This window comes from Haloplanus rubicundus, assembly GCF_003342675.1.
Lineage (GTDB): Archaea > Halobacteriota > Halobacteria > Halobacteriales > Haloferacaceae > Haloplanus > Haloplanus rubicundus.
The window spans coordinates 560280-577790 of record NZ_CP031148.1; the positions used below are offsets into that span (position 1 = coordinate 560280).

At 68.2% G+C, this 17511-nt stretch carries 18 protein-coding genes; 9 read left to right on the forward strand and 9 right to left on the reverse strand.

Annotation, left to right across the window (positions count from 1 at the left end):
• Positions 1 to 100: 100 nt before the first annotated feature.
• Together DU484_RS03640 and DU484_RS03645 are read left to right on the forward strand one after the other, a co-directional pair.
• The gene (locus tag DU484_RS03640; RefSeq protein WP_114605139.1) at positions 101 to 2449 is read left to right on the forward strand and encodes a HAMP domain-containing methyl-accepting chemotaxis protein; all 2349 of its coding nucleotides are present in this window, start codon (positions 101 to 103) and stop codon (positions 2447 to 2449) included.
• Between the two features lie 59 nt (positions 2450 to 2508).
• Positions 2509 to 5454: a PAS domain S-box protein gene (locus DU484_RS03645; RefSeq protein WP_114605140.1), complete on the forward strand. Its 2946-nt coding sequence runs from the start codon at positions 2509 to 2511 to the stop codon at positions 5452 to 5454.
• A 55-nt stretch (positions 5455 to 5509) separates the two neighbouring features.
• On the opposite strand, the gene DU484_RS03650 is transcribed toward DU484_RS03645, so the two are convergent.
• Positions 5510 to 5755 carry a DUF7573 domain-containing protein gene (locus DU484_RS03650; protein ID WP_114584838.1) on the reverse strand — a complete coding sequence of 82 codons (246 nt, stop codon included), beginning with the start codon at positions 5753 to 5755 and terminating at the stop codon, positions 5510 to 5512.
• Positions 5756 to 5842: 87 nt separating this feature from the next.
• Between DU484_RS03650 and DU484_RS03655 the strand changes: the two genes are divergently transcribed.
• Positions 5843 to 6049, forward strand: coding sequence for a hypothetical protein (locus tag DU484_RS03655; RefSeq protein WP_157969246.1), 207 nt, complete (start codon positions 5843 to 5845; stop codon positions 6047 to 6049).
• On the opposite strand, the gene DU484_RS03660 is transcribed toward DU484_RS03655, so the two are convergent.
• From DU484_RS03660 to DU484_RS03675, 4 genes are all read right to left on the reverse strand, one after another.
• On the reverse strand, positions 6046 to 7026 hold the full coding sequence (locus DU484_RS03660; RefSeq protein WP_114605141.1) for a 5,10-methylenetetrahydromethanopterin reductase: 981 nt from the start codon (positions 7024 to 7026) through the stop codon (positions 6046 to 6048). The two genes, DU484_RS03655 and DU484_RS03660, sit on opposite strands and share 4 nt — an antisense overlap.
• A 164-nt stretch (positions 7027 to 7190) precedes the next feature.
• Positions 7191 to 8183 (reverse strand): aldo/keto reductase, encoded by a 993-nt coding sequence (locus DU484_RS03665; RefSeq protein ID WP_114605142.1) that lies wholly within the window; start codon positions 8181 to 8183, stop codon positions 7191 to 7193.
• 49 nt (positions 8184 to 8232) lie between these two features.
• Complete coding sequence (locus DU484_RS03670) at positions 8233 to 8991, reverse strand: coenzyme F420-0:L-glutamate ligase (protein WP_114584842.1); 759 nt, start codon at positions 8989 to 8991, stop codon at positions 8233 to 8235.
• A gap of 25 nt (positions 8992 to 9016) precedes the next feature.
• Positions 9017 to 9520, reverse strand: a complete 504-nt coding sequence (locus tag DU484_RS03675) for a metallophosphoesterase family protein (RefSeq protein ID WP_114584843.1) — start codon at positions 9518 to 9520, stop codon at positions 9017 to 9019.
• Positions 9521 to 9595: 75 nt separating this feature from the next.
• Between DU484_RS03675 and DU484_RS03680 the strand changes: the two genes are divergently transcribed.
• The gene (locus DU484_RS03680) at positions 9596 to 10825 is read left to right on the forward strand and encodes an NUDIX domain-containing protein (protein ID WP_114605143.1); all 1230 of its coding nucleotides are present in this window, start codon (positions 9596 to 9598) and stop codon (positions 10823 to 10825) included.
• Between the two features lie 83 nt (positions 10826 to 10908).
• Here DU484_RS03680 and DU484_RS03685 read toward each other — a convergent pair whose 3' ends face one another.
• Positions 10909 to 11397, reverse strand: coding sequence for a hypothetical protein (locus DU484_RS03685; protein ID WP_114605144.1), 489 nt, complete (start codon positions 11395 to 11397; stop codon positions 10909 to 10911).
• Between the two features lie 214 nt (positions 11398 to 11611).
• Here DU484_RS03685 and DU484_RS03690 point away from each other — a divergent pair, with 214 nt between their 5' ends.
• The 3 genes from DU484_RS03690 to ddh all read left to right on the forward strand — a co-directional run bounded on the left by DU484_RS03690 (position 11612) and on the right by ddh (position 14331).
• Positions 11612 to 12535: a winged helix-turn-helix domain-containing protein gene (locus tag DU484_RS03690; protein ID WP_114605145.1), complete on the forward strand. Its 924-nt coding sequence runs from the start codon at positions 11612 to 11614 to the stop codon at positions 12533 to 12535.
• Between the two features lie 79 nt (positions 12536 to 12614).
• The gene (locus DU484_RS03695; protein ID WP_114584847.1) at positions 12615 to 13199 is read left to right on the forward strand and encodes an NADPH-dependent FMN reductase; all 585 of its coding nucleotides are present in this window, start codon (positions 12615 to 12617) and stop codon (positions 13197 to 13199) included.
• A gap of 196 nt (positions 13200 to 13395) precedes the next feature.
• A complete protein-coding gene (gene ddh / locus DU484_RS03700) occupies positions 13396 to 14331 on the forward strand; it encodes a D-2-hydroxyacid dehydrogenase (RefSeq protein ID WP_114605146.1) in 936 nt (311 codons plus the stop codon).
• Here ddh and engB read toward each other — a convergent pair.
• Positions 14328 to 14942: a GTP-binding protein EngB gene (gene engB / locus DU484_RS03705; protein ID WP_114584849.1), complete on the reverse strand. Its 615-nt coding sequence runs from the start codon at positions 14940 to 14942 to the stop codon at positions 14328 to 14330. The genes ddh and engB overlap by 4 nt on opposite strands.
• A 127-nt stretch (positions 14943 to 15069) precedes the next feature.
• Between engB and DU484_RS03710 the strand changes: the two genes are divergently transcribed.
• Complete coding sequence (locus DU484_RS03710; RefSeq protein ID WP_114605147.1) at positions 15070 to 15348, forward strand: DUF5808 domain-containing protein; 279 nt, start codon at positions 15070 to 15072, stop codon at positions 15346 to 15348.
• A 39-nt stretch (positions 15349 to 15387) separates the two neighbouring features.
• Positions 15388 to 16434 carry a DUF5787 family protein gene (locus DU484_RS03715; RefSeq protein WP_114605148.1) on the forward strand — a complete coding sequence of 349 codons (1047 nt, stop codon included), beginning with the start codon at positions 15388 to 15390 and terminating at the stop codon, positions 16432 to 16434.
• On the opposite strand, the gene DU484_RS19385 is transcribed toward DU484_RS03715, so the two are convergent.
• Both DU484_RS19385 and DU484_RS03720 read right to left on the reverse strand, forming a co-directional pair.
• Complete coding sequence (locus DU484_RS19385; RefSeq protein WP_157969247.1) at positions 16427 to 16603, reverse strand: hypothetical protein; 177 nt, start codon at positions 16601 to 16603, stop codon at positions 16427 to 16429. The genes DU484_RS03715 and DU484_RS19385 overlap by 8 nt on opposite strands.
• Positions 16604 to 16633: 30 nt before the next feature.
• Positions 16634 to 17458: an MBL fold metallo-hydrolase gene (locus DU484_RS03720; RefSeq protein ID WP_114584852.1), complete on the reverse strand. Its 825-nt coding sequence runs from the start codon at positions 17456 to 17458 to the stop codon at positions 16634 to 16636.
• Positions 17459 to 17511 lie beyond the last annotated feature (53 nt).

Sequence of the window (17511 nt, forward strand, 5' to 3'; positions counted from 1 at the left end):
GCCTTTCGACGACGAGCAGTATACTATCACAGGAGAGACGAAACGTTCAGTCCAAACAGCCGACTAATCCTTGAAGAAGTCAGTTTCTCGGAATACTACGATGATAGACAGAGTGAAACTCGACAGTTTCGATCTGCGGGCCAAACTGATCCTCGCGTTCGTACTGGTGGCCACGCTGGTTGCCGTCACGGGCGCGATCGGATACACGTCGGTCGCTACCGTCGACGACGAAGCCCACCGCATCGCGGACGACGGCGAAAAGATGGACGCAGCCGCGCAACTGATCGTCGCCATCGAACAACAGCAGGGCGCGGTACAGGCCGCCCAACTCGGCGAGGAAAGCACACAGCAGGAGTTCGAGCAGGCGACCCAGCTGTTCGACGAACAGGCACGCCAGCTCGAAGCGACGGAGCTGACGCCACAGCAGGAAGAACAGTTCGCGACGCTCGAATCACAACACGAGGAGTACGACGCTCTCGCGAGCGAGTTTTTCGAAGCGAGAGCGGCGGGTGACGATGCACTCGCTGCACGGAAAGCCGACGAAATGGCGGCGTTAGTGTCACAGATGGAGGAGAACGCACACGCCATCGAGCAGTCGTCACGGGCGGATATGGAAGCACAGGTAGCGGTCGCCGATAGCACGACACGGACGGCACAGCTGGAGATCGTCGGGTTGACGATCGGCGCGTTCGCCCTCGCAGTCGTCGTCGGGCTGTTCGTCGCCCGTCGCATCACGTCCCCCGTCACGCAGCTATCCGAAGCGGCTATCGCCGCCAGTAACGGCGATCTGGATACGGATCTCGACGAGCACGCCGAAGACGACGAACTCGGTCGGATGGTCGACGCGTTCACCGAGATGCAGACGAATCTGCGGGGCGTCTTCGACGAACTCGGCGCCGTCAGCCGGAACCTCGAAACCGGGGAGCTGGAGCGGGATATCGAAACCGACTACCCCGGCACCTACGGGGACCTCATGGAGCGCCTCGATTCGGGCACCGATCAACTCACCGCCAGTTTCGACGAGATACAGCAGGCGAGTGAGTCCCTCGGTCACGGTCAACTCGATCAGTCGATCGCGACGGATCGACCGGGTCGGTACGGGGCTGTGCTCGACAGTCTCGACGCCGGCGCCACCCGCCTTTCGGAGAGCTTTGCCCAGATAACGGCCGCGAGCGAGGGCCTGAAAACCGGTCGACTCGACCAGCACATCGAGACGGAGCAGCCGGGCCAGTACGGCATCGTACTCGAAAACATCGACGAGGGAACGACCAAACTATCCGAAAGCTTCGAGCAGATCGCGACCGCCAGCGAGGGACTCGAAGCCGGCGACCTCGACGAGCGTCTCCGGACCGACTACCCCGGGCAGTACGGCGACGTCCTCACGAGTCTCGAAGAGGGGCTCCAGCAGATGAGCGAGAGCGTCGCGGCCGTACAGGAGATCGCCGACGAGGTCGCCACCGCCAGCGAAGACGTCGCGAACAGCACGGAGGAGATCGAACAGGCCAGTGAGGAAGTCGCGACCTCGGTCGAAGAGATCTCGCAAGGGGCGGACGAACAGAGTGAGAACTTGCGACAGGTCGCGAGCGAGATGAACGAGATGTCGGCGACCGTCGAGGAGATCGCGTCTTCGTCGGAGGAAGTCGCCTCGACCGCCACGACGGCCGTCGAGCGGAGTGAAACGGGCCAAGCGTACGCCGCCGAAGCGACCGAGGAGATCGAGGCGATCGAAGTGCAGGCCGACGAAGCCACAGCACAGGTGGAAACGCTCGACGAGAAGATGGACGAGATCGGCGAGATCGTCGAGATGATCACCGACATCGCCGACCAGACGAACATGCTCGCGTTGAACGCCTCGATCGAGGCGGCGCGTGCGGGTGAGGCCGGTGAAGGGTTCGCCGTCGTCGCGAGCGAGATCAAGAGTCTCGCGGAGGAGGTCGCCGATGCGACGACCGACATCGAACGGCGCATCACCGCCATTCAGTCGACGACGGCCGAGACCGTCGACGGGATGGAGACGATGAGCGAGCGCGTCGAACGGGGAGCGGAGACCATCGACGACGCGATCGAGACGTTCGACGAGATCGCCGACGCGGTCCGAGAGGCGGAGACGGGCGTTCGGGAGATCAGTGAGGCGACCGACGATCAGGCAGCCTCGTCGGAGGAAGTCGTCGCGATGGTAGACGAGGTGTCGAGCGTGAGCCAACAGACTGCGGCGGAGGCGAGCAACGTCTCCGCCGCCACCGAAGAGCAGACCGCGTCGCTCTCGGAAGTCGCCGAGAACGTCCAGGATCTCTCACAGCTCTCCGAGACGCTCCACGATCAGGTCTCGACGTTCGAGATTCGGGGTAGCGGCGCCGGAGAGATTGCGGACGTGGCTGGTTCTGCAACCCGGTCGTCGGTTCACGCGGACGGGAGCGGGTACTCGACGCCCGAGGGCGGGGCGGACTAATCTCCGGAGAATGCGAACTCGTACACCGCTCCAGCGAATCAGCACATCGTAAGCAATCAATGACGATAGAAGGGAACGCCGACGAACCGATGCCCGCCGGGGACACCCCGGCAAAGCAGTTCCAGTATCTCGAACGGACGGCCGACGCCGTATACACGGTCGACACCGAGTGGACGATAACGTTCTGGGACAGCCAGATGGCGCAACGAACTGGGACCGATCCCGACGAAGTCGTTGGCGAAAACCTCTGGGACGCGTTCGGCGACGTGATTCCCCCCGAGCTGGAAGAGCGGTACCGGACCGTGATGGAGACCGGCGAGCCCGCCGAATTCGACCAGTACATTCCCGAGCCACTCGACTACTGGGCCGAGGTCCGGGTCTTTGCGGACGAGAGCGGACTCTCGGTACACTCGCGGGACGCGACCGAGCGGAGGGCACGACGGAGCCAGTTACGCAAGTTCGAACGGATGGTTCAACACACCGGGCACGCCGTCTTCTTCACGAACGTGGACGGCGAGATCCAGTACGTGAATCCGTCGTTCGAACGGATGACCGGATACACGTCCGCCGAGGCACTCGGCGAGACGCCTCACCTGCTCACGTCCGGAGAGCACGGAGATGCGTTTTTTGCCGACCTGTGGGAGACCATTCTGGACGGCAGCACCTGGAACGGGGAGATCGTGAACGAGCGCAAGGACGGAACGCAGTTTATCGCCAACATCACCATCGCGCCGGTGACGAACGACTCGGGGACCGTGACCAACTTCGTCGCCATCTACGACGACATTACCGAACGGAAAGAGCGGGAAAGACGCCTCCAGACCCACGAACTCGTCGTACAGGCGATGAACGAGGTGGCGTTTCTCGTCGACGGCCGGAAGCGGATCCAGTTTGCCAATCAGGCGGTGCTGGACTTTGCAGACGTCTCGCTGGAGGCGATCACGGGGCTGCCGATCGAATCGTTCGTCGAGGGGGTAGCGGCGCCGGACGAGGACGAACAACGGTTCCTGAACGCCGTCGATTCGATCCTGACGGACGAGGAACCGGACGTCGGGGAGTGGATTCGAGAACGCGATGGGACGGAAACGTTGAGCCTCGAGTTCGAGCTTTCCTTCGAGTCGGTCGGCCGCGTCGTGGTCGAGCAGCGATTCGTCCCCGTCGACCTCTACGATGGCGAGCGTGGCGTCGCGATCGTTTCGAGGGACGTCACGACTCGCAAGGAGCAAGAGGAGACTATTCGGACACACCTAGAGCAGGCACAGGAGATCAGTAACGTAGGGAGCTGGCATCTGGATCTCGAAGCGGAGGAGCTGTACTGGTCGGACGAATGCTACCGAATCTTCGGCATTCAGCCCGGTCAGCCGATGACGTACGAGCGGTTTCTATCGTTGGTACATCCTCGTGATCGCGAGGACGTCGAGGAGGCCTGGAGCGCCGCGCTGGACGGAGAACCCTACGAAATCGAACACAGGATCGTCGTGGACGACGAGGTCAAGTGGGTGCTGGAGACGGCGGAGATCACGTTCGACGAAGCCGGAGACCCGGTCAAAGGGATCGGCGTGGTCCAAGACATCACCCCACAGAAAACGCGTGAAAAGCAGATCGACGCGAGCAGACAGCGGTACAAGACGCTCCTCCAGAGCGCGCCGAACCCCGTCTTCGTCGTCGAGGCGAACACCGGTGAGTTGATCGAAGCGAACGAGGCCGCGGAGACGCTGCGCGATCAGGATCGGGACGAGATCATCGGTCTACACCAGTCACAGCTCCACCCCCCCGAAGAGCGGGAGAAGGTCCGAGAACTGTTCGAGGACGCAGTGGGGAAAGAGGAGGTGTGGCGGGAGTATCGAGATGGCTCACGAATCCGTGCAGTCACGTCGACGGGCGAGACGGTTCCGGTAGAGATCACGGTCAGCACGTTCCAACTCCCCACGGGGCCCGTCAGCTACAGGGTTTTCAGAGACGTGACGGAACAGATAGGACGCGAACGCGAGATCGTCGAGCAGAAACGCCGGTTCGAGTCGTTGTTCAACAGCATCCGGGATCCGATCGTCGTGACGGATACCGAGGGGCGGATTACGAACTGCAATCCGGGGTTCAGCCGGCTGTTCGGCTACGAGTTGGACGCGATCGAGGGCGACTCACTCGCCACGCTCCTCGCCGACGACGGAGAGCTGGACACCCTCCTGTCTGCGGAGTGTGCGAGTCAGGACACCCTTCCCCGTTCCTGGACGGTAGACTACGAAAAGAAGTCGGGGCAGGTGTTCCCCGGGGAGTCGAGCGTGTCCTACTTGCAGGATTACGAGGACAGCGTGATCGGCTTCGTCGATCACATCCGGGACGTTTCCGAGCGGGAAGAGAACCGTCAGCAACTGCGGGTCATGGACCGCGTTCTCCGTCATAACATACGGAACGAGATGAACGTGATCATGGGCCGTGCCGAGTTCATTCGAGCCGAAGGGTCGAGCGAGATTCGGTCGCAGGCTGGAGAAATTCTCGAAACCAGTGAGGAGTTCGTCGAGCTGGCAGCCAAACAGCAGAAGATCACGACGCTGCTAACGGAGTCGTCGGAACGGGAACGGTACGACGTCGTGCCGGCAGTGGCGTCCGCGGTCTCGGCGGTTCGGGAGCAGCATCCGGAGGCGACGGTGAGTACGACGCTTCCCGAGAGCTGTCCGGTGACGGCGACTCGCGAAGTCGGACGAGCGGTTCGAGAGTTGATCGACAACGCGGTAACGCATTCGGAGACGGTCTTTCCTGCGGTCGATCTCACCGTTCGACGTGGGGACGACGTCGCCGAAATCGAAGTGAGCGACAACGGACCCGGAATCCCCGATCTGGAGTGGAGGGTCTTGACTCGCGAGGTAGAGATCGGTCCGTTGTACCACGGGAGCGGTCTCGGTCTGTGGCTCGTCAATACGATCGTCCGACAGTCGGACGGTCGGTTGCTAGTCGACGAGAACGATGCTGGGGGGAGTACGGTAACGATCGTCCTTCGGACGGGATGAGATGGCGGGCACACACTGCGCACGGTTCGGCGTCGAACTGCGGGTCGACGGCGAACTACCACTCCTTGCAGTCGGCACAGACGAAGGTGGCGTCGGCCGACGGCCGACTTCCGGAGGCGCGTGGCGCCTCCCCGTCCCGCCACCGCCGCGAGACGACGACCCCGCAGACGCCGCAGGCCGCGCCGTCGGCCGACCACCGCATCGTCGGGACGCTGGGGTCGGCGTGGGCGTCGTCGCCGTCGTCGGTCCCGTCGCTCCCCGCCGACGCGGCGACGAACTCGTCGAGTGAGCGGTCGGACACGCGTGTCGTCTGGGCGCCGAGGGGCTTAGCGGTGACGACGGCTGGGCAGCCCGGAACGGCCAAGTGCGGCCCACGCCTACCGGCGCTATGGCTACCCTAACGGATTTCGTGGTCCAGCTGGTCGAGAGCGTCGTCGACCTCGTGATCATCTTCGCGACGGAGGTGGCGCCACAGGACCCGATCGGGCTGCTGGTCTTTCTCGTCGGCGCGGCGCTCACGACGTTCGCCGCCGGGCTCTTCGGCGTCCTCACGGTCGGCGCCCTGTTCGGGTGGGTGCGCGACGCCGTCGCCTAGTCCTGCGCCCGGTCGTGCGCTTCGGCCGCGAGGTCGATCGCGGCGTCGAGATCCGGTCCGAGCGGTGACCCGACGACGACGCTGTCGGCGTACTCCAGTACGTCTGCGAGGCGCTCGGCCACCTCGTCGACCGTCCCCGCGGCACAGAAGGCGTCGATCATGGCGGGGGTCACGAGGTCGAAGGCGTCCGAGAAGTCGCCGGCCGAGATGGCGTCGCCGACCTCGTCGGCGCGGTCGGCGTCGATGCCGTGACGCTGCAGGACCGGCGGGGGCGAGCCGGCGGCGATGAACGCGACGGGGGGCCGCGCGGCCTCGCGGGCCGCCTCGCCGTCGTCGGCGACGCTGACGCTCGCGTAGGCCGCGAGGTCGAACTCGCCGAGGCCGTCGAGGCGGTCGTCGAGCCCCTCGTCCACCTGCTCGCGCGCCCAACGCAGGTCGGCGGGGTGGGAGCCGTTGTACAGCAGGCCGTCGGCGTGTTTGGCCGCCATCTTGCACATGTGCGGTCCCTCGCCGCCGACGTAGGTCGGGATGGGCGTCGGCACGTCGAAGTTGAGGCCGGCGTCGGTCGCCTGGAACGTGCCGTCGTGGCTGACGCGCTCTCCCTCCCAGAGCCGCTGGGCGACTTTGAACGCCTCCAGCACGGGGCGGAGCCCCCGGTCGTCCGCGAGGCCGAGGTTGCCGAGCGTCGAGGGGTCACCCGGCCCGATGCCGAAGACGGCGCGGCCGTCGCTGGCCTCGGCGACGGTGGCCACCTCGCCCGCGAGCGTCACCGGGTGGCGTTCGAGGGGGTTGACGACGCCCGGTCCCAGCCGAATCTCGTCGGTCGCCGCCGCGAGCCACGAGAGGGCGGCGAAGGGCGAGCGGTTGTTGTAGTGACTGGAGACGAAGATGGTGTCGTAGCCCGCGGCCTCCGCGGCCGTGCCGAGGTCGACCACTCGATCGAGCGGATGCTCGGGCGTGAGTTCGATTCCGAACATCAGCGGCGGTGCCTCCTCCGGGGGTACGCGGGCTGGGTCATCCGTGCGTCGGTTAGTGTCGACGGTCAAAAACCGTTCGTCGTACGCGGTACCTGCCGGTGTCGGAGACGGGCGCGGCGCGACGTGCCACGAAGAGACGGCAAAGCCGTCGACAGCGTCGAGCCTTACTCGTGTCCGTTGACCGGCACCGGCCCGTACGGCTCCTCCAGATAGTCCAGGTCGCTGTCGGAGAGGTCGACCTCCAGCGCCTCGACCGCCGACTCCAGATGCTCGACGCTCGTCGTGCCGACGATGGGCGCGTCCACCTCGTCCTGGTGGAGGAGCCACGCGAGAGCGACCTGTGCCATCGTCACGCCCTTCTCCTCGGCGAGTTCGGCGGCGCGTTCGTTGATCTCGTCGCCGCCGTTGGCGTAGTAGGTAGCGACGCGTTCGGACATCCGCTCGTGTTCGTCCATGAACTCGCCGCGTGTCGTCTCCAGGAAGGACTCGTGCGGACGCGCGAGGAAGCCGCGGGCGAGCGGCGACCACGTGAGGACGCCGACGCCCTCCTGTGCACACAGGGGGAGCATCTCGCGTTCCTCCTCGCGGTAGGCGAGGTTGTAGTGGTTCTGCATAGTGGCGAAGCGATCCAGTCCCAGCCGATCGCTCGTATGGAGGGCGTCCGCGAACTGGTAGGCCCACATCGAGGAGGCACCGAGGTGGCGGACCTGCCCCCGGCGCACCGCGTCGTCGAGGGCGCGAAGCGTCTCCTCGATGGGCGTCTCGTAGTCCCAGCGGTGGATCTGGTAGAGGTCGACCGTATCCATCCCCAGCCGGTCCAGCGAGTTGGCGAGTTCCTGCTCGATGGCCTTCCGCGACAGCCCCTGTGCGTTCGGGTTGTCGTCGTCCATGGAGTTGTACACCTTCGTCGCGACGACCGACCAGTCGCGGTCGTACTCCGCGAGGACGTCCCCGAGGACGCGCTCGGACTCGCCGAGCGAGTACATATTTGCCGTGTCGAAGAAGTTGATCCCCAACTCGATGGCCCGCTCGATGATCTCCCGACTCTCCTCCTCGTCGAGGACCCAGTCGCGCCAGTCGCTCGATCCGAAGCTCATACAGCCGAGACAGAGGCGGCTGACTTTCGTCCCAGTGGACCCGAGCGTCGTATACTCCATGCCAGCCGCAGGCATGGCGATGACAAAAGAGTGCCGGGCGGCGGCGGACTCAGTCCACGTCGAACGACCAGCCCCGGAGCGCCTGCCGAACGAAGTCCCCCTCCACGTCCCGGAAGAGGGCGTCGCTGCCCGCGTGGTCGCCGAAGTCGAAATCGCGGACGACGACGACGGGCGTCCCGCCCGCTCCCTCGCCGGCGACGAGGTTCGCGGCGGCGGCGAGTTCGTCGACGATGGCCTGCACCGTCACGCCGAGTTCGCGCCCGTCGCGGTCGTGCTCCCCCCGCCAGTCCCGGGCCGCGGGGGTGCCCGCCCAGCCGATGGCGACGCCCCGCTGCCCGTGGCGGAACGGGCGCCCACAGGTGTCGGTGACGATCACCCGGTCGGCGTCGAGACCCGCTTCGATCCGGGCCGCGCTCTCGTCCGGCCGCCGCGGCAGGAGCAACAGGTCGCCCCCGGGGACGTTCGAGCGGTCGATGCCCGCGTTGACCGTCACGTGCCCGAACCGCGTCTCGGTGAGGAGGAACGGCGCCTCCATCAGGAGGTCGGTGCTCTCCTCCAGCACCGCCTGCGCGAACCGCGGGTCCTTCTCCTCGCCCGTGGCGCGTTCGAGGCGGGCAGCCACCTCGCGAGCGCGCGGCCCGGCCGGGAACGCCGAGAGGTCCGCGACGCGGTCCTCGACCTTCGAGACGACCGTACTCGCCACACAGACCACGTCGTCCGGGCGGAGGTCGATCCGCTCGGCGACGAGGTCGGAAATCGAGTCGTCCGGCTCGAACTCGGGGAGGTCGGGGACGGCGAACACCTTCATCGGCCGCTCCCGGCGACGCGCCGCGTCACCAGCGGTCCTCGCGGTGGAGCGTCACGGTCAGGTCGCCGTCGGCGACGGTGGCCGTCAGCATCGTCGTCGCGCCCGCCGGACTCGCCCCCGTCGCCGATCCCGGGTTCAGGACCCGCACGCCGTCGTGCACCTCGTCGAGGGGGTCGTGCGTGTGTCCGGCGACGCCGACGGCGTCCGCCCCCCCGTGTTCCCGCACCGCGGCGACGACGCGGTCCTCGTAGCCGATGCGGTCACCCGTGCCGTGGGTGACGACGAACTCGACACCGCCGCACTCGACCGTCGCCACCTTGGGCAGGTCGACGCCCGCCGCGTCGACGTTGCCCCGGACGCCGGTGAACGAGCCGCCCGCGAGGGAGCGCACTTCGTCGACGACGGCCGGCGTCTCGAAGTCGCCGGCGTGGATGACGTGATCGGCCGCCTCGACCCGCTCACGAACCCAGTCGGGGATGCCGCTCGCCCGTCCGGGAACGTGCGTGTCGCTGATGATCGCCAGCTCCATACACGCCCGTAGTCGCGCGGCGTGAAATCCTTGTCCCAACGCAAGAGCCGTGTCGCTGGCTCCCGAAGGGCCGCCATGCCCCACGTCGTCACCTGCTTCCCCCGTCACCGCACGCACGTCCTGCTCGCCCGCCGGAGCGACGCCGTCGGCACCTACGCCGGCCGCTGGGCCGGAATCTCCGGCTACGTCGAGGGCGACCCCGCGGACGCCGAGGCCGACGCTCGCCGCGAGCTTCGCGAGGAGACCGGCGTCGAATCGGCGACGCTCGTCCGCGCCGGCGACCCCCTCGACGTGCGGGACGGCGACCGGACGTGGACGGTCCACCCGTTCCTGTTCGAGGTCGCGTCCCGCGATATCGATCCCAACGAGGAGATCGGCGCCCACGAGTGGGTGTCACCGCCGGTGATCCGCGAGCGGGAGACCGTCCCCGGCCTCTGGGACGCCTACGCCGCCGTCGCCCCGACGGTCGAGACGGTGGCGACCGACGACATCCACGGCTCGGCGTGGCTCTCCGTGCGCGCGCTCGACGTCCTGCGGGACCGGGCAGCGGTGGCGGAGACGGCCGACGCCGTCGTCGCCGTCGCGCGCGAACTCCGGGCCGCCCGCCCGAGCATGGCCGCCGTCGCCAACCGCGTGAATCGGGTGATGGCCGAGACCGACCGGACGCCCGCGGCGATCCGGGACCGGGCACAGGCAGCGGCCGAGGCGGCACTCGACGCCGACGACGCGGCGGCAGCGCGGGCGGCCGAGCGCTGTGGCGCGTCGGTCGCCACCCTCTCGCGTTCCGGTACCGTCCGCGCGGCGATCCGCGAGGCGACCCCGTCGGTCCTGATCGGCGAGTCGCGCCCCGCCCGCGAGGGGGTCGACGTGGCCGCGGCTCTGGCCGACGACGGTCTGGACGTGACGCTGACGACGGACGCGGCGCTTTCGAGCGAACTCGCGGGGCGCGACCCGGATGCCGTCCTCGTCGGCGCCGACGCGGTGCTCGCGGACGGGAGCGTCGTCAACAAGGTCGGCACCCGCGGGCTCGCCCTCGCGGCCGCCCGCGAGGACGTGCCGGTGTACGCCGTCGCCGCCACGGACAAGGTGCGATCGGACGAGCGGTTCGAGGGCGAAACGGGTGACGACGCCGACCTCTACGACGGATCGGCACCGGTGATCGTCGCGAACCCCATCTTCGACCGGACGCCCGCCGACCTCGTGACCGGCGTGATCACGGAACGAGGGGTTCTCGACGCCGCGGCGGTCGGGGACGTGGCGGCCGAACACGAAACACACGCACGCTGGGACGAGGAGGAGAGCTGATTCGTCAGCAGGGGATCAGGCGCCGGGCACGCCCAGCGCCGACACCGAAGGGACGAGGGTCGGCGCCGTGATCGGGGGTTGCGTTACGCGGCGTTCCCGTCCGCGTTCTCGTTCGCGTCGTCCGGCGTCGCGTCGCTCACTGCGTCGCCGAGCGAGCCGTCGAGGTCACCGCTCAGGAACGACCCGATCAGGTCGTGGATCTGACTGACGTGATCGGGCACCTGCGCGGGCAGGTCCGCGGGCGGGCCGCGGCGGTCGGCGTTCGAGGCGTCGGCGTTCGCCGCCCCCTCGTCGCCGGCAGCCGCGTCGTTAGCGCCGTCGTCCGCGTTGTCCTCGGCGTCGTCCGCGTTCTCGTCCGCGTCGTCAGCGGGCGCGTCCGCGGGCTGACCCTCGGTCGCGTCGTGCGCGTCGTCGGCGTGTTCGTCGGCGTTCTCCTCGGCCTGCTCGGCGTGGTCGTCGTACTGGTCGTCCGCACCGACGTCCACGGGCGCGTTCCCGGGCGCCGCGGCGACCGTACCGACGGTCACCACGAGCGCCGCGAACACGACCGCGACGAGTTTCGTTCGGGTCATCGTTGCGCTCGGTGCGTGTCGCTCGGGGGTCTTGAACCCCGATCCCGGTCAACCCGGATTTCATCGGTTTGAACCGGATTTAACCCGGATTTAACGGCGCTTAACTGGGGTCAAGGGGGCTGAACCCCGCTTCCCCGGCACCGTCGCGGGCGACGGCCGCCACGCGCACCGTCCCGTACCGACGTTTATCAGCCTCGACGCCGAGTCGACGCGTATGGCCGAAGGCGGCGTCGACTCCCCGACCGACCCCGAGGACGCGTTCATGACGCTGAGCAACGACCTTCGACTCGAAATCCTGCTGGCGCTGTGGGACGCGCCGGACTTTTCGCTCTCATTCGCGGAGCTACGCAAGGCGGTCGGCGAGCGCGACTCGGGGACGTTCACCTACCACCTCGACGAACTCGTCGGCCACTTCGTCGGCGAGACGGCCGACGGCTACGAACTCCAGTATCCGGGCCACCGGGTGCTCGACGCGATTCAGAGCGGCGTCTTCCACCAGAGAGGGACAGTCGGCCCGGTCGAACTCGAGGCGCCCTGCCCCGACTGCGGCGCCGCGCTCACCTTCACCTACGACGCGGACTACATCGGCCGCGTCGGCTGCCCGGACTGCGACGAGCGGGTGCTGGAGTGGCCGTTCGACCCCGGCGGCGTCGCCGACCGGACGCCCCGCGAGGTGGCGGCGGCGTTCGACCGCCGGACGCGGCTGATCTGGGGCTGCGCGCTCGACGGCGTCTGTCCGTTCTGTGCCGGCCGGGTCGACCGCGAAATCGCCGAGGGCGCCGGGTCGACCGGCCTCTGTATCGGCGTCCTGGAGGACCTCGACCGTTACGACGAGTACTTCGCGCGCGACCATCCGGCCGTCGTCTCGCTCGACTGCCGGCGCTGTAGCTTCTACAGTTTCGTCCCCGTCGGCGTCGTTCTCCTGCAACGACCGCGAGTGACGGGTCGGCTCCACGAACGCGGCCTCGACACCCGCGAGACGCCGCTGTGGGAACTGGGATTCGTCGTCGACGCCGACCCCGTCGTCGTCCGCGAGGTGGACCCACCGACGGTGGCGGTCACCGCCGAGCTGCCGGACGGCGACCCGGTCGTCGCGCTCGTCGACGCGGACCTCTCGGTGACACTCGCCGACGGATAAACTTCTCGAATTTCTTACTGGAATCGAATCCACGAATCGCTTAACTGGCTTTCGCACCTGTGTTTCGAGTAGATAGCAAATGATAACCGAACCGACTATCGTGGCGATCACCGGAAGTCAACGCGACGGCAGTCACACGGCGACGGCCGTCGACGTCGCACTGGAGCGGGCGCGCCGCGCGGGCGCGGAGACGGATCACGTCGACCTCTCGACGCTCGACCTGCCGCTGTTCGACCCCGACCGCCCCGACGCGGGCGACGCCGAGGCCCTCCGGCGGCGGGTGCGGGCGGCCGACGCCGTCCTCCTCGCGACGCCGATGTACCACGGCTCCGTCGCGTCGCCGCTGAAGACGGCGCTCGACTACTGCGGCTTCGACGAGTTCGAGGGAACGACCGTCGGCTTGTTGGCCGTCTCGGGGGGCGCGTTCCCGACGGCCGCGCTGGATCACCTGCGGATCGTCGCCCGGGCGCTCGACGCGTGGGTGCTCCCACACCAGGCCGCGGTCCCCGATTCACACGCCCAGTTCGCGGACGGCGAGTTGACCGACCCGGACCTCCGGGAGCGGGTCGAACGGCTGGGCGCTGAACTCGTCCGGTACGCGGGCGTCGAATCGTATCCGCGGGACGTGGCGGACGCGGAGGCGACGCCCACGGCGGGGGACTGACCGCCGCGCCGCCGAGACGCGGGGTTCTTGAGGCCGGCCGACCAACCGCCGCCGGTGGCCGTGACGAAGGTTACCCCCTCCGAGCCCCTTGTGACGAGGGCCTTTCCCGAGCCACCGTTCGTCTGTGCCACGTCGTCGAGCCCGCACGCCCGCGTTCGCAGGTAGGCTTTTGCTCCCCGCCTCTGAAGCCGACGCCATGTCCGACATTGCGACCATCGGGGTCCACGACTCGGTGACCGCCGTGTTTCCCGCGTCGGTCTTTCGAGACGCTCTCGCCGATGCCGCGCCCGACGTCCGGGTCGTGGGCGACGGCGACGACCTGTCGCCGTGTGACGCGCTCGTCACCTTCACCTACGAGGACCGATTTCTGGAGGCTGGCCTCGACTGGATTCACTCGATCCAGGCCGGCGTGGATCGCTTCCCCTTCGACGCCCTGCAGGAGCGCGGTATCGCCCTCACCAACAGCACGGGTATCCACGGCGACGTGGTGGGCGAGACGGGCGTGGGGCTGATGCTCGCCTTCGCCCGCCGCCTGCACGTCCACCGATCGCACCAGGAACGCGGCGAGTGGCGGCAACCCGACTGGGACGACGCCTTCCCCCTCCGCCGGGAGTCGGCCTGCGTCGTCGGCCTCGGGACGCTGGGGCAGGGCATCGCCACCCGTGCCGCCGCCCTCGGGATGGACGTGACCGGCGTCAAGCGAACCCCGCTCCCCGTCGACGGCGTCGACCGGGTGTACCCGCCCGAACGGCTCCACGAAGCGATCGGAAACGCCCGGTTCGTCGCGCTCGCGGTGCCGCTGACCGACGACACCGAGGGCATGATGAGCACCGCGGAGTTCGCGGCCATGCGCGACGACGCCTACCTGATCAACGTCGCGCGCGGCCCGGTCGTCGATCAGGCCGCCCTCGTCGACGCCCTCGACGCCGGCGAACTCGCGGGCGCCGGTCTCGACGTGTTCGAAACCGAACCTCTCCCCGACGACTCGACGCTCTGGGACTGCGAGGAGGTGATCGTCACGCCCCACGCCGCCGGCTTCAACGACGAGTACTACGAGCGCGTGGCGACCATCGTCCGCGAGAACCTGCGCCGGTTCGACGCGGGCGAGTCGCTGACCAACAGAGTCGTTTAGAGAAACTTCAGCAGGTCGTCCCGCTTCTGCTCGTGGAAATGCGTCCTCAGCGCGTCGGTGAGCGCGTCGATGTCGCCACGTTTGGCGGTGATTGGTGCGATGGTGTCCTGCCACTGCTGCCACGGCGGGAGGATGCCCAGCCGATCACAGAGGTCGTCCAGTCGCTCGTCCCGGTCGTCGACCTTGTCCATCTTGTTGACCGCGACGACCGTCGGGATATCTAGCTCCTGCAGGAAGTGAAACAGCTCCACGTCGTGGGGCACCTCGCCCTCGCCGCTGTGGCGGTCGATGATGTCGACGACGCTCTTGCCGTCGACGACGAGGACGCCCGCGAGGATATCGTCGGCGTTGCGCTCGACGTACTGCACCACGTCGGTCTTGATCTGCTCGCGTTGCTCCTCGGGGACGCCGGACATGAAGCCGAAGCCGGGGAGGTCGGTGAACATGAACGACTCGGAGGCCCAGTCGAAGTGGTTGGGCTGGCGGGTCACGCCCGGCTTTCGACCCGTCGACACCGAGTGGCCGGTCAACTCCCGCATCAGCGTCGACTTGCCCACGTTCGACCGGCCGACGAGGACGACCTCGTCGCGGTCCGGGCGGTCCTCGAACATGGACGCGATAGACGGGTGAGGGGTTTAAACTCGGCGTATCGTGCGTGTGGCTGTTCGGGCCGCCGTTCTCGATCCCACTCGCCGTCGAGCCGAAACGATTTATCCCGGGAAACCGTACGCCTCCCCTATGGCAGACAAGCCGCAGTCCGGATCGATTCTCGGTATCCCGTACAACTTCGAACGCCCGAGTCTGGGGCGCCTGATCTCCGCCCACTGGAAGCCCGGCGAGGGCATGGTCGTCGAGAAGCCCTTCGGCATCGGCTACACGCTGAACCTGGCGAACTGGCGGTCGTGGCTCGTCGTCCTCGTCGCCGGCGTCCTGCTCTGGCAGGAGCGCGGCGGGGCCGACGGCCTCGACGAGGACGACGACGCCGACGACCCCGTCGAAGTCGTCGTCGACGACTGATCGCGTCCGACCGGTGAGTTCTCGACGCGGGGCGCCCGCATGACCGCCGACCGGCCGGAGTACGCCTTCGAACTCGCGCTGTGTGCGCATCTCGAACGGACCCGCGAGTGGGTGTTGGGCCGACAGCTCGGCGCCTCGGTGGCCGACCCCGGCGCCCGCGTCGTCGACGTCTGTGCCGTCGTTCCCGGCCCCGAGTTCGACCGCCGGGCCGCGATCACGAGCGAGACCATCCCGCCCCGCGCCGTCGAGTGCGTGGGACCGGGCCGAGCCGTCGACCCCGTCTCGGCCTTCGACTGTGCACCCGCCCGCGCCCGGCGCCTCGCCGACCGCGCCGTCGAGGTGGGCTTTTTCGAGGCCGAACGCCAAGGGAGCCGCCGCCACGTCCGCGCGACGACCCGGTATCCCGACTGGATCGGCGGGCTGGTCGGTATCGAGAACAAGCCGGACCTCGGGCGGCCGGGTGACCTCCAGCGGCAGTTGCGCCGCGACACCTCGCTCGGGCTCTTCGACGCCGTCGTCCTCGCCACCGAGAGCTACGTCACCGGCGCGCACCTGAACCGCATCCCCGACGACGTGGGCGTGTGGCGGTTCAGCGAGGCGTCGGAGACGCCTCGTGGAGACGGCGAGGAACTGCGTTCCTCGGGCAACCGGCCACAGGCCGGTGACGGCGAAGCCGTCGGTGGCGGTCTCACCGTCGTCCGCGAACCGACGCCGCTCGACCCGACGGAACCGGGCGTCGAACCCCTCACTGAGGGTTCGCTCCGGACGGACGTGGCCGTCGTCGACCCCGAGGCGAAGGCGCGCAAGCGCCGCGCCATCGCCGAACGCGCCTACGGCAAGGGGTGGCGCCCCCACGAGTATCCGGGCTGTGTGTCGATGTGCCCGACCGACGACGGCCGCCCCTACTGCACCGCGTTCGACCGGGTGGTCGATCCGGGACACGACTGCGGCGCGTCGTGTCCGGCGTTCGAGGCCGCCGACCCCCCGGCGGTCGACCGCGAGGCCCTGCGCGACGCCCGGACGCCGTGGGTCGCGGACCCCGCGGGCGTGACGCGCCGACAGGCGGGGCTGGATCGGTTCAGATGAGGCGGGCGGCGGCGGTGACGGCGACGACGGCGACGGCGAGGGCGACCCCCGCGACGGCCGCCCGCCGTGGGTCGGGCGTGCCGACGAGGAGCAGCGAGGCGGCGATCCAGACGAGCACACCCGCGAGGCCGCTGGCGGCGCCGCGGCCGAGCGTCGAGACGACGGTCATAGTGGGTGTGGGCGAGCGAGGGCCATTAATCTACAGATCGTACTGCTCGCCGTCGACGGCCAGCGGCTCCGCGAACGCCTCGTCGGCCGGATAGAAGTGAGCGACGTGGACCAGCCGTGTCCGGTCGGCGCCGAGTTCGTCCGCGAGGTCGAGCGCCCCCTCGCGGGTCATGTGTTTCGTCCCGAACGTCCGCGGGACGCCGTCGGCGTCGTGGTGTTTGCCGCCGAGCGGGTGGTGTCGGGCCGAGGACGCGGGGACGATGGCGTCCGCGAGCAGGAGGTCGGGGTCGGCGAGTGCCGCCCGGGACTCGTCGGGAATCCCGTAGCTCGTATCGCCGGTGAGCGAACATTTCGCGCCCGTCTCGGGGTCCTCGACGACGACGCCGTAACAGAGCAAGGGAGGGTGATCGACGGGGACGAAGCGCACGTCGAGCCCGCAGGTCCGGAACGGCGCCATCGGATCGTGGTCGTGGACGGTCACCCGGTCGAGGTAGTCGTACTTCCGGCGAATCGTGTCGGCGACGCTCTCTCCGGTCACGGGGTCCACCTCGCCCGTCGCGTGGACGGGCAGGTCGTCGAACACGCGGTAGGCGTTGCCGAGGCCGTCGAGGTGGTCGAAGTGGATGTGTGTCACCACGGCGGCGTCCGGGAGCGCCACGTCCTGTGTGAGAAACTGGTGCCGGAAGTCGGGGCTCAGATCGATCAACAGCGACTCGCCGGTCCGCTCGTTCTCGACGTGGACGGCGAACCGCGAGCGCTCGACGCCGAGTTCGCGTGCGCGTTCGCAGGTGTCACAGTCACAGCCGACCGTCGGCGTCCCCGTCGTATCGCCCGTCCCGAGTAGCGTCACCCGCATTCGACGAGAGGTTGCCGGCCGGGTGCCTTATACTGTCGGCTGTGACTATTTCG

Bases quoted from the DNA above. Each gene is read 5' to 3' on its own strand.
- DU484_RS03715 (WP_114605148.1), top strand. From the start codon at position 15,388: ATGACCGCCGACCGGCCGGAGTACGCCTTCGAACTCGCGCTGTGTGCG.
- DU484_RS03685 (WP_114605144.1), bottom strand. From the start codon at position 11,397: ATGACCCGAACGAAACTCGTCGCGGTCGTGTTCGCGGCGCTCGTGGTG.
- DU484_RS03660 (WP_114605141.1), bottom strand. From the start codon at position 7,026: ATGTTCGGAATCGAACTCACGCCCGAGCATCCGCTCGATCGAGTGGTC.
- DU484_RS03675 (WP_114584843.1), bottom strand. From the start codon at position 9,520: ATGGAGCTGGCGATCATCAGCGACACGCACGTTCCCGGACGGGCGAGC.
- DU484_RS03640 (WP_114605139.1), top strand. From the start codon at position 101: ATGATAGACAGAGTGAAACTCGACAGTTTCGATCTGCGGGCCAAACTG.
- engB (WP_114584849.1), bottom strand. From the start codon at position 14,942: ATGTTCGAGGACCGCCCGGACCGCGACGAGGTCGTCCTCGTCGGCCGG.
- ddh (WP_114605146.1), top strand. From the start codon at position 13,396: ATGTCCGACATTGCGACCATCGGGGTCCACGACTCGGTGACCGCCGTG.
- DU484_RS03665 (WP_114605142.1), bottom strand. From the start codon at position 8,183: ATGGAGTATACGACGCTCGGGTCCACTGGGACGAAAGTCAGCCGCCTC.
- DU484_RS03690 (WP_114605145.1), top strand. From the start codon at position 11,612: ATGGCCGAAGGCGGCGTCGACTCCCCGACCGACCCCGAGGACGCGTTC.
- DU484_RS03720 (WP_114584852.1), bottom strand. From the start codon at position 17,458: ATGCGGGTGACGCTACTCGGGACGGGCGATACGACGGGGACGCCGACG.
- DU484_RS03680 (WP_114605143.1), top strand. From the start codon at position 9,596: ATGCCCCACGTCGTCACCTGCTTCCCCCGTCACCGCACGCACGTCCTG.
- DU484_RS03695 (WP_114584847.1), top strand. From the start codon at position 12,615: ATGATAACCGAACCGACTATCGTGGCGATCACCGGAAGTCAACGCGAC.
- DU484_RS19385 (WP_157969247.1), bottom strand. From the start codon at position 16,603: ATGACCGTCGTCTCGACGCTCGGCCGCGGCGCCGCCAGCGGCCTCGCG.
- DU484_RS03670 (WP_114584842.1), bottom strand. From the start codon at position 8,991: ATGAAGGTGTTCGCCGTCCCCGACCTCCCCGAGTTCGAGCCGGACGAC.
- DU484_RS03710 (WP_114605147.1), top strand. From the start codon at position 15,070: ATGGCAGACAAGCCGCAGTCCGGATCGATTCTCGGTATCCCGTACAAC.
- DU484_RS03645 (WP_114605140.1), top strand. From the start codon at position 2,509: ATGACGATAGAAGGGAACGCCGACGAACCGATGCCCGCCGGGGACACC.
- DU484_RS03655 (WP_157969246.1), top strand. From the start codon at position 5,843: ATGGCTACCCTAACGGATTTCGTGGTCCAGCTGGTCGAGAGCGTCGTC.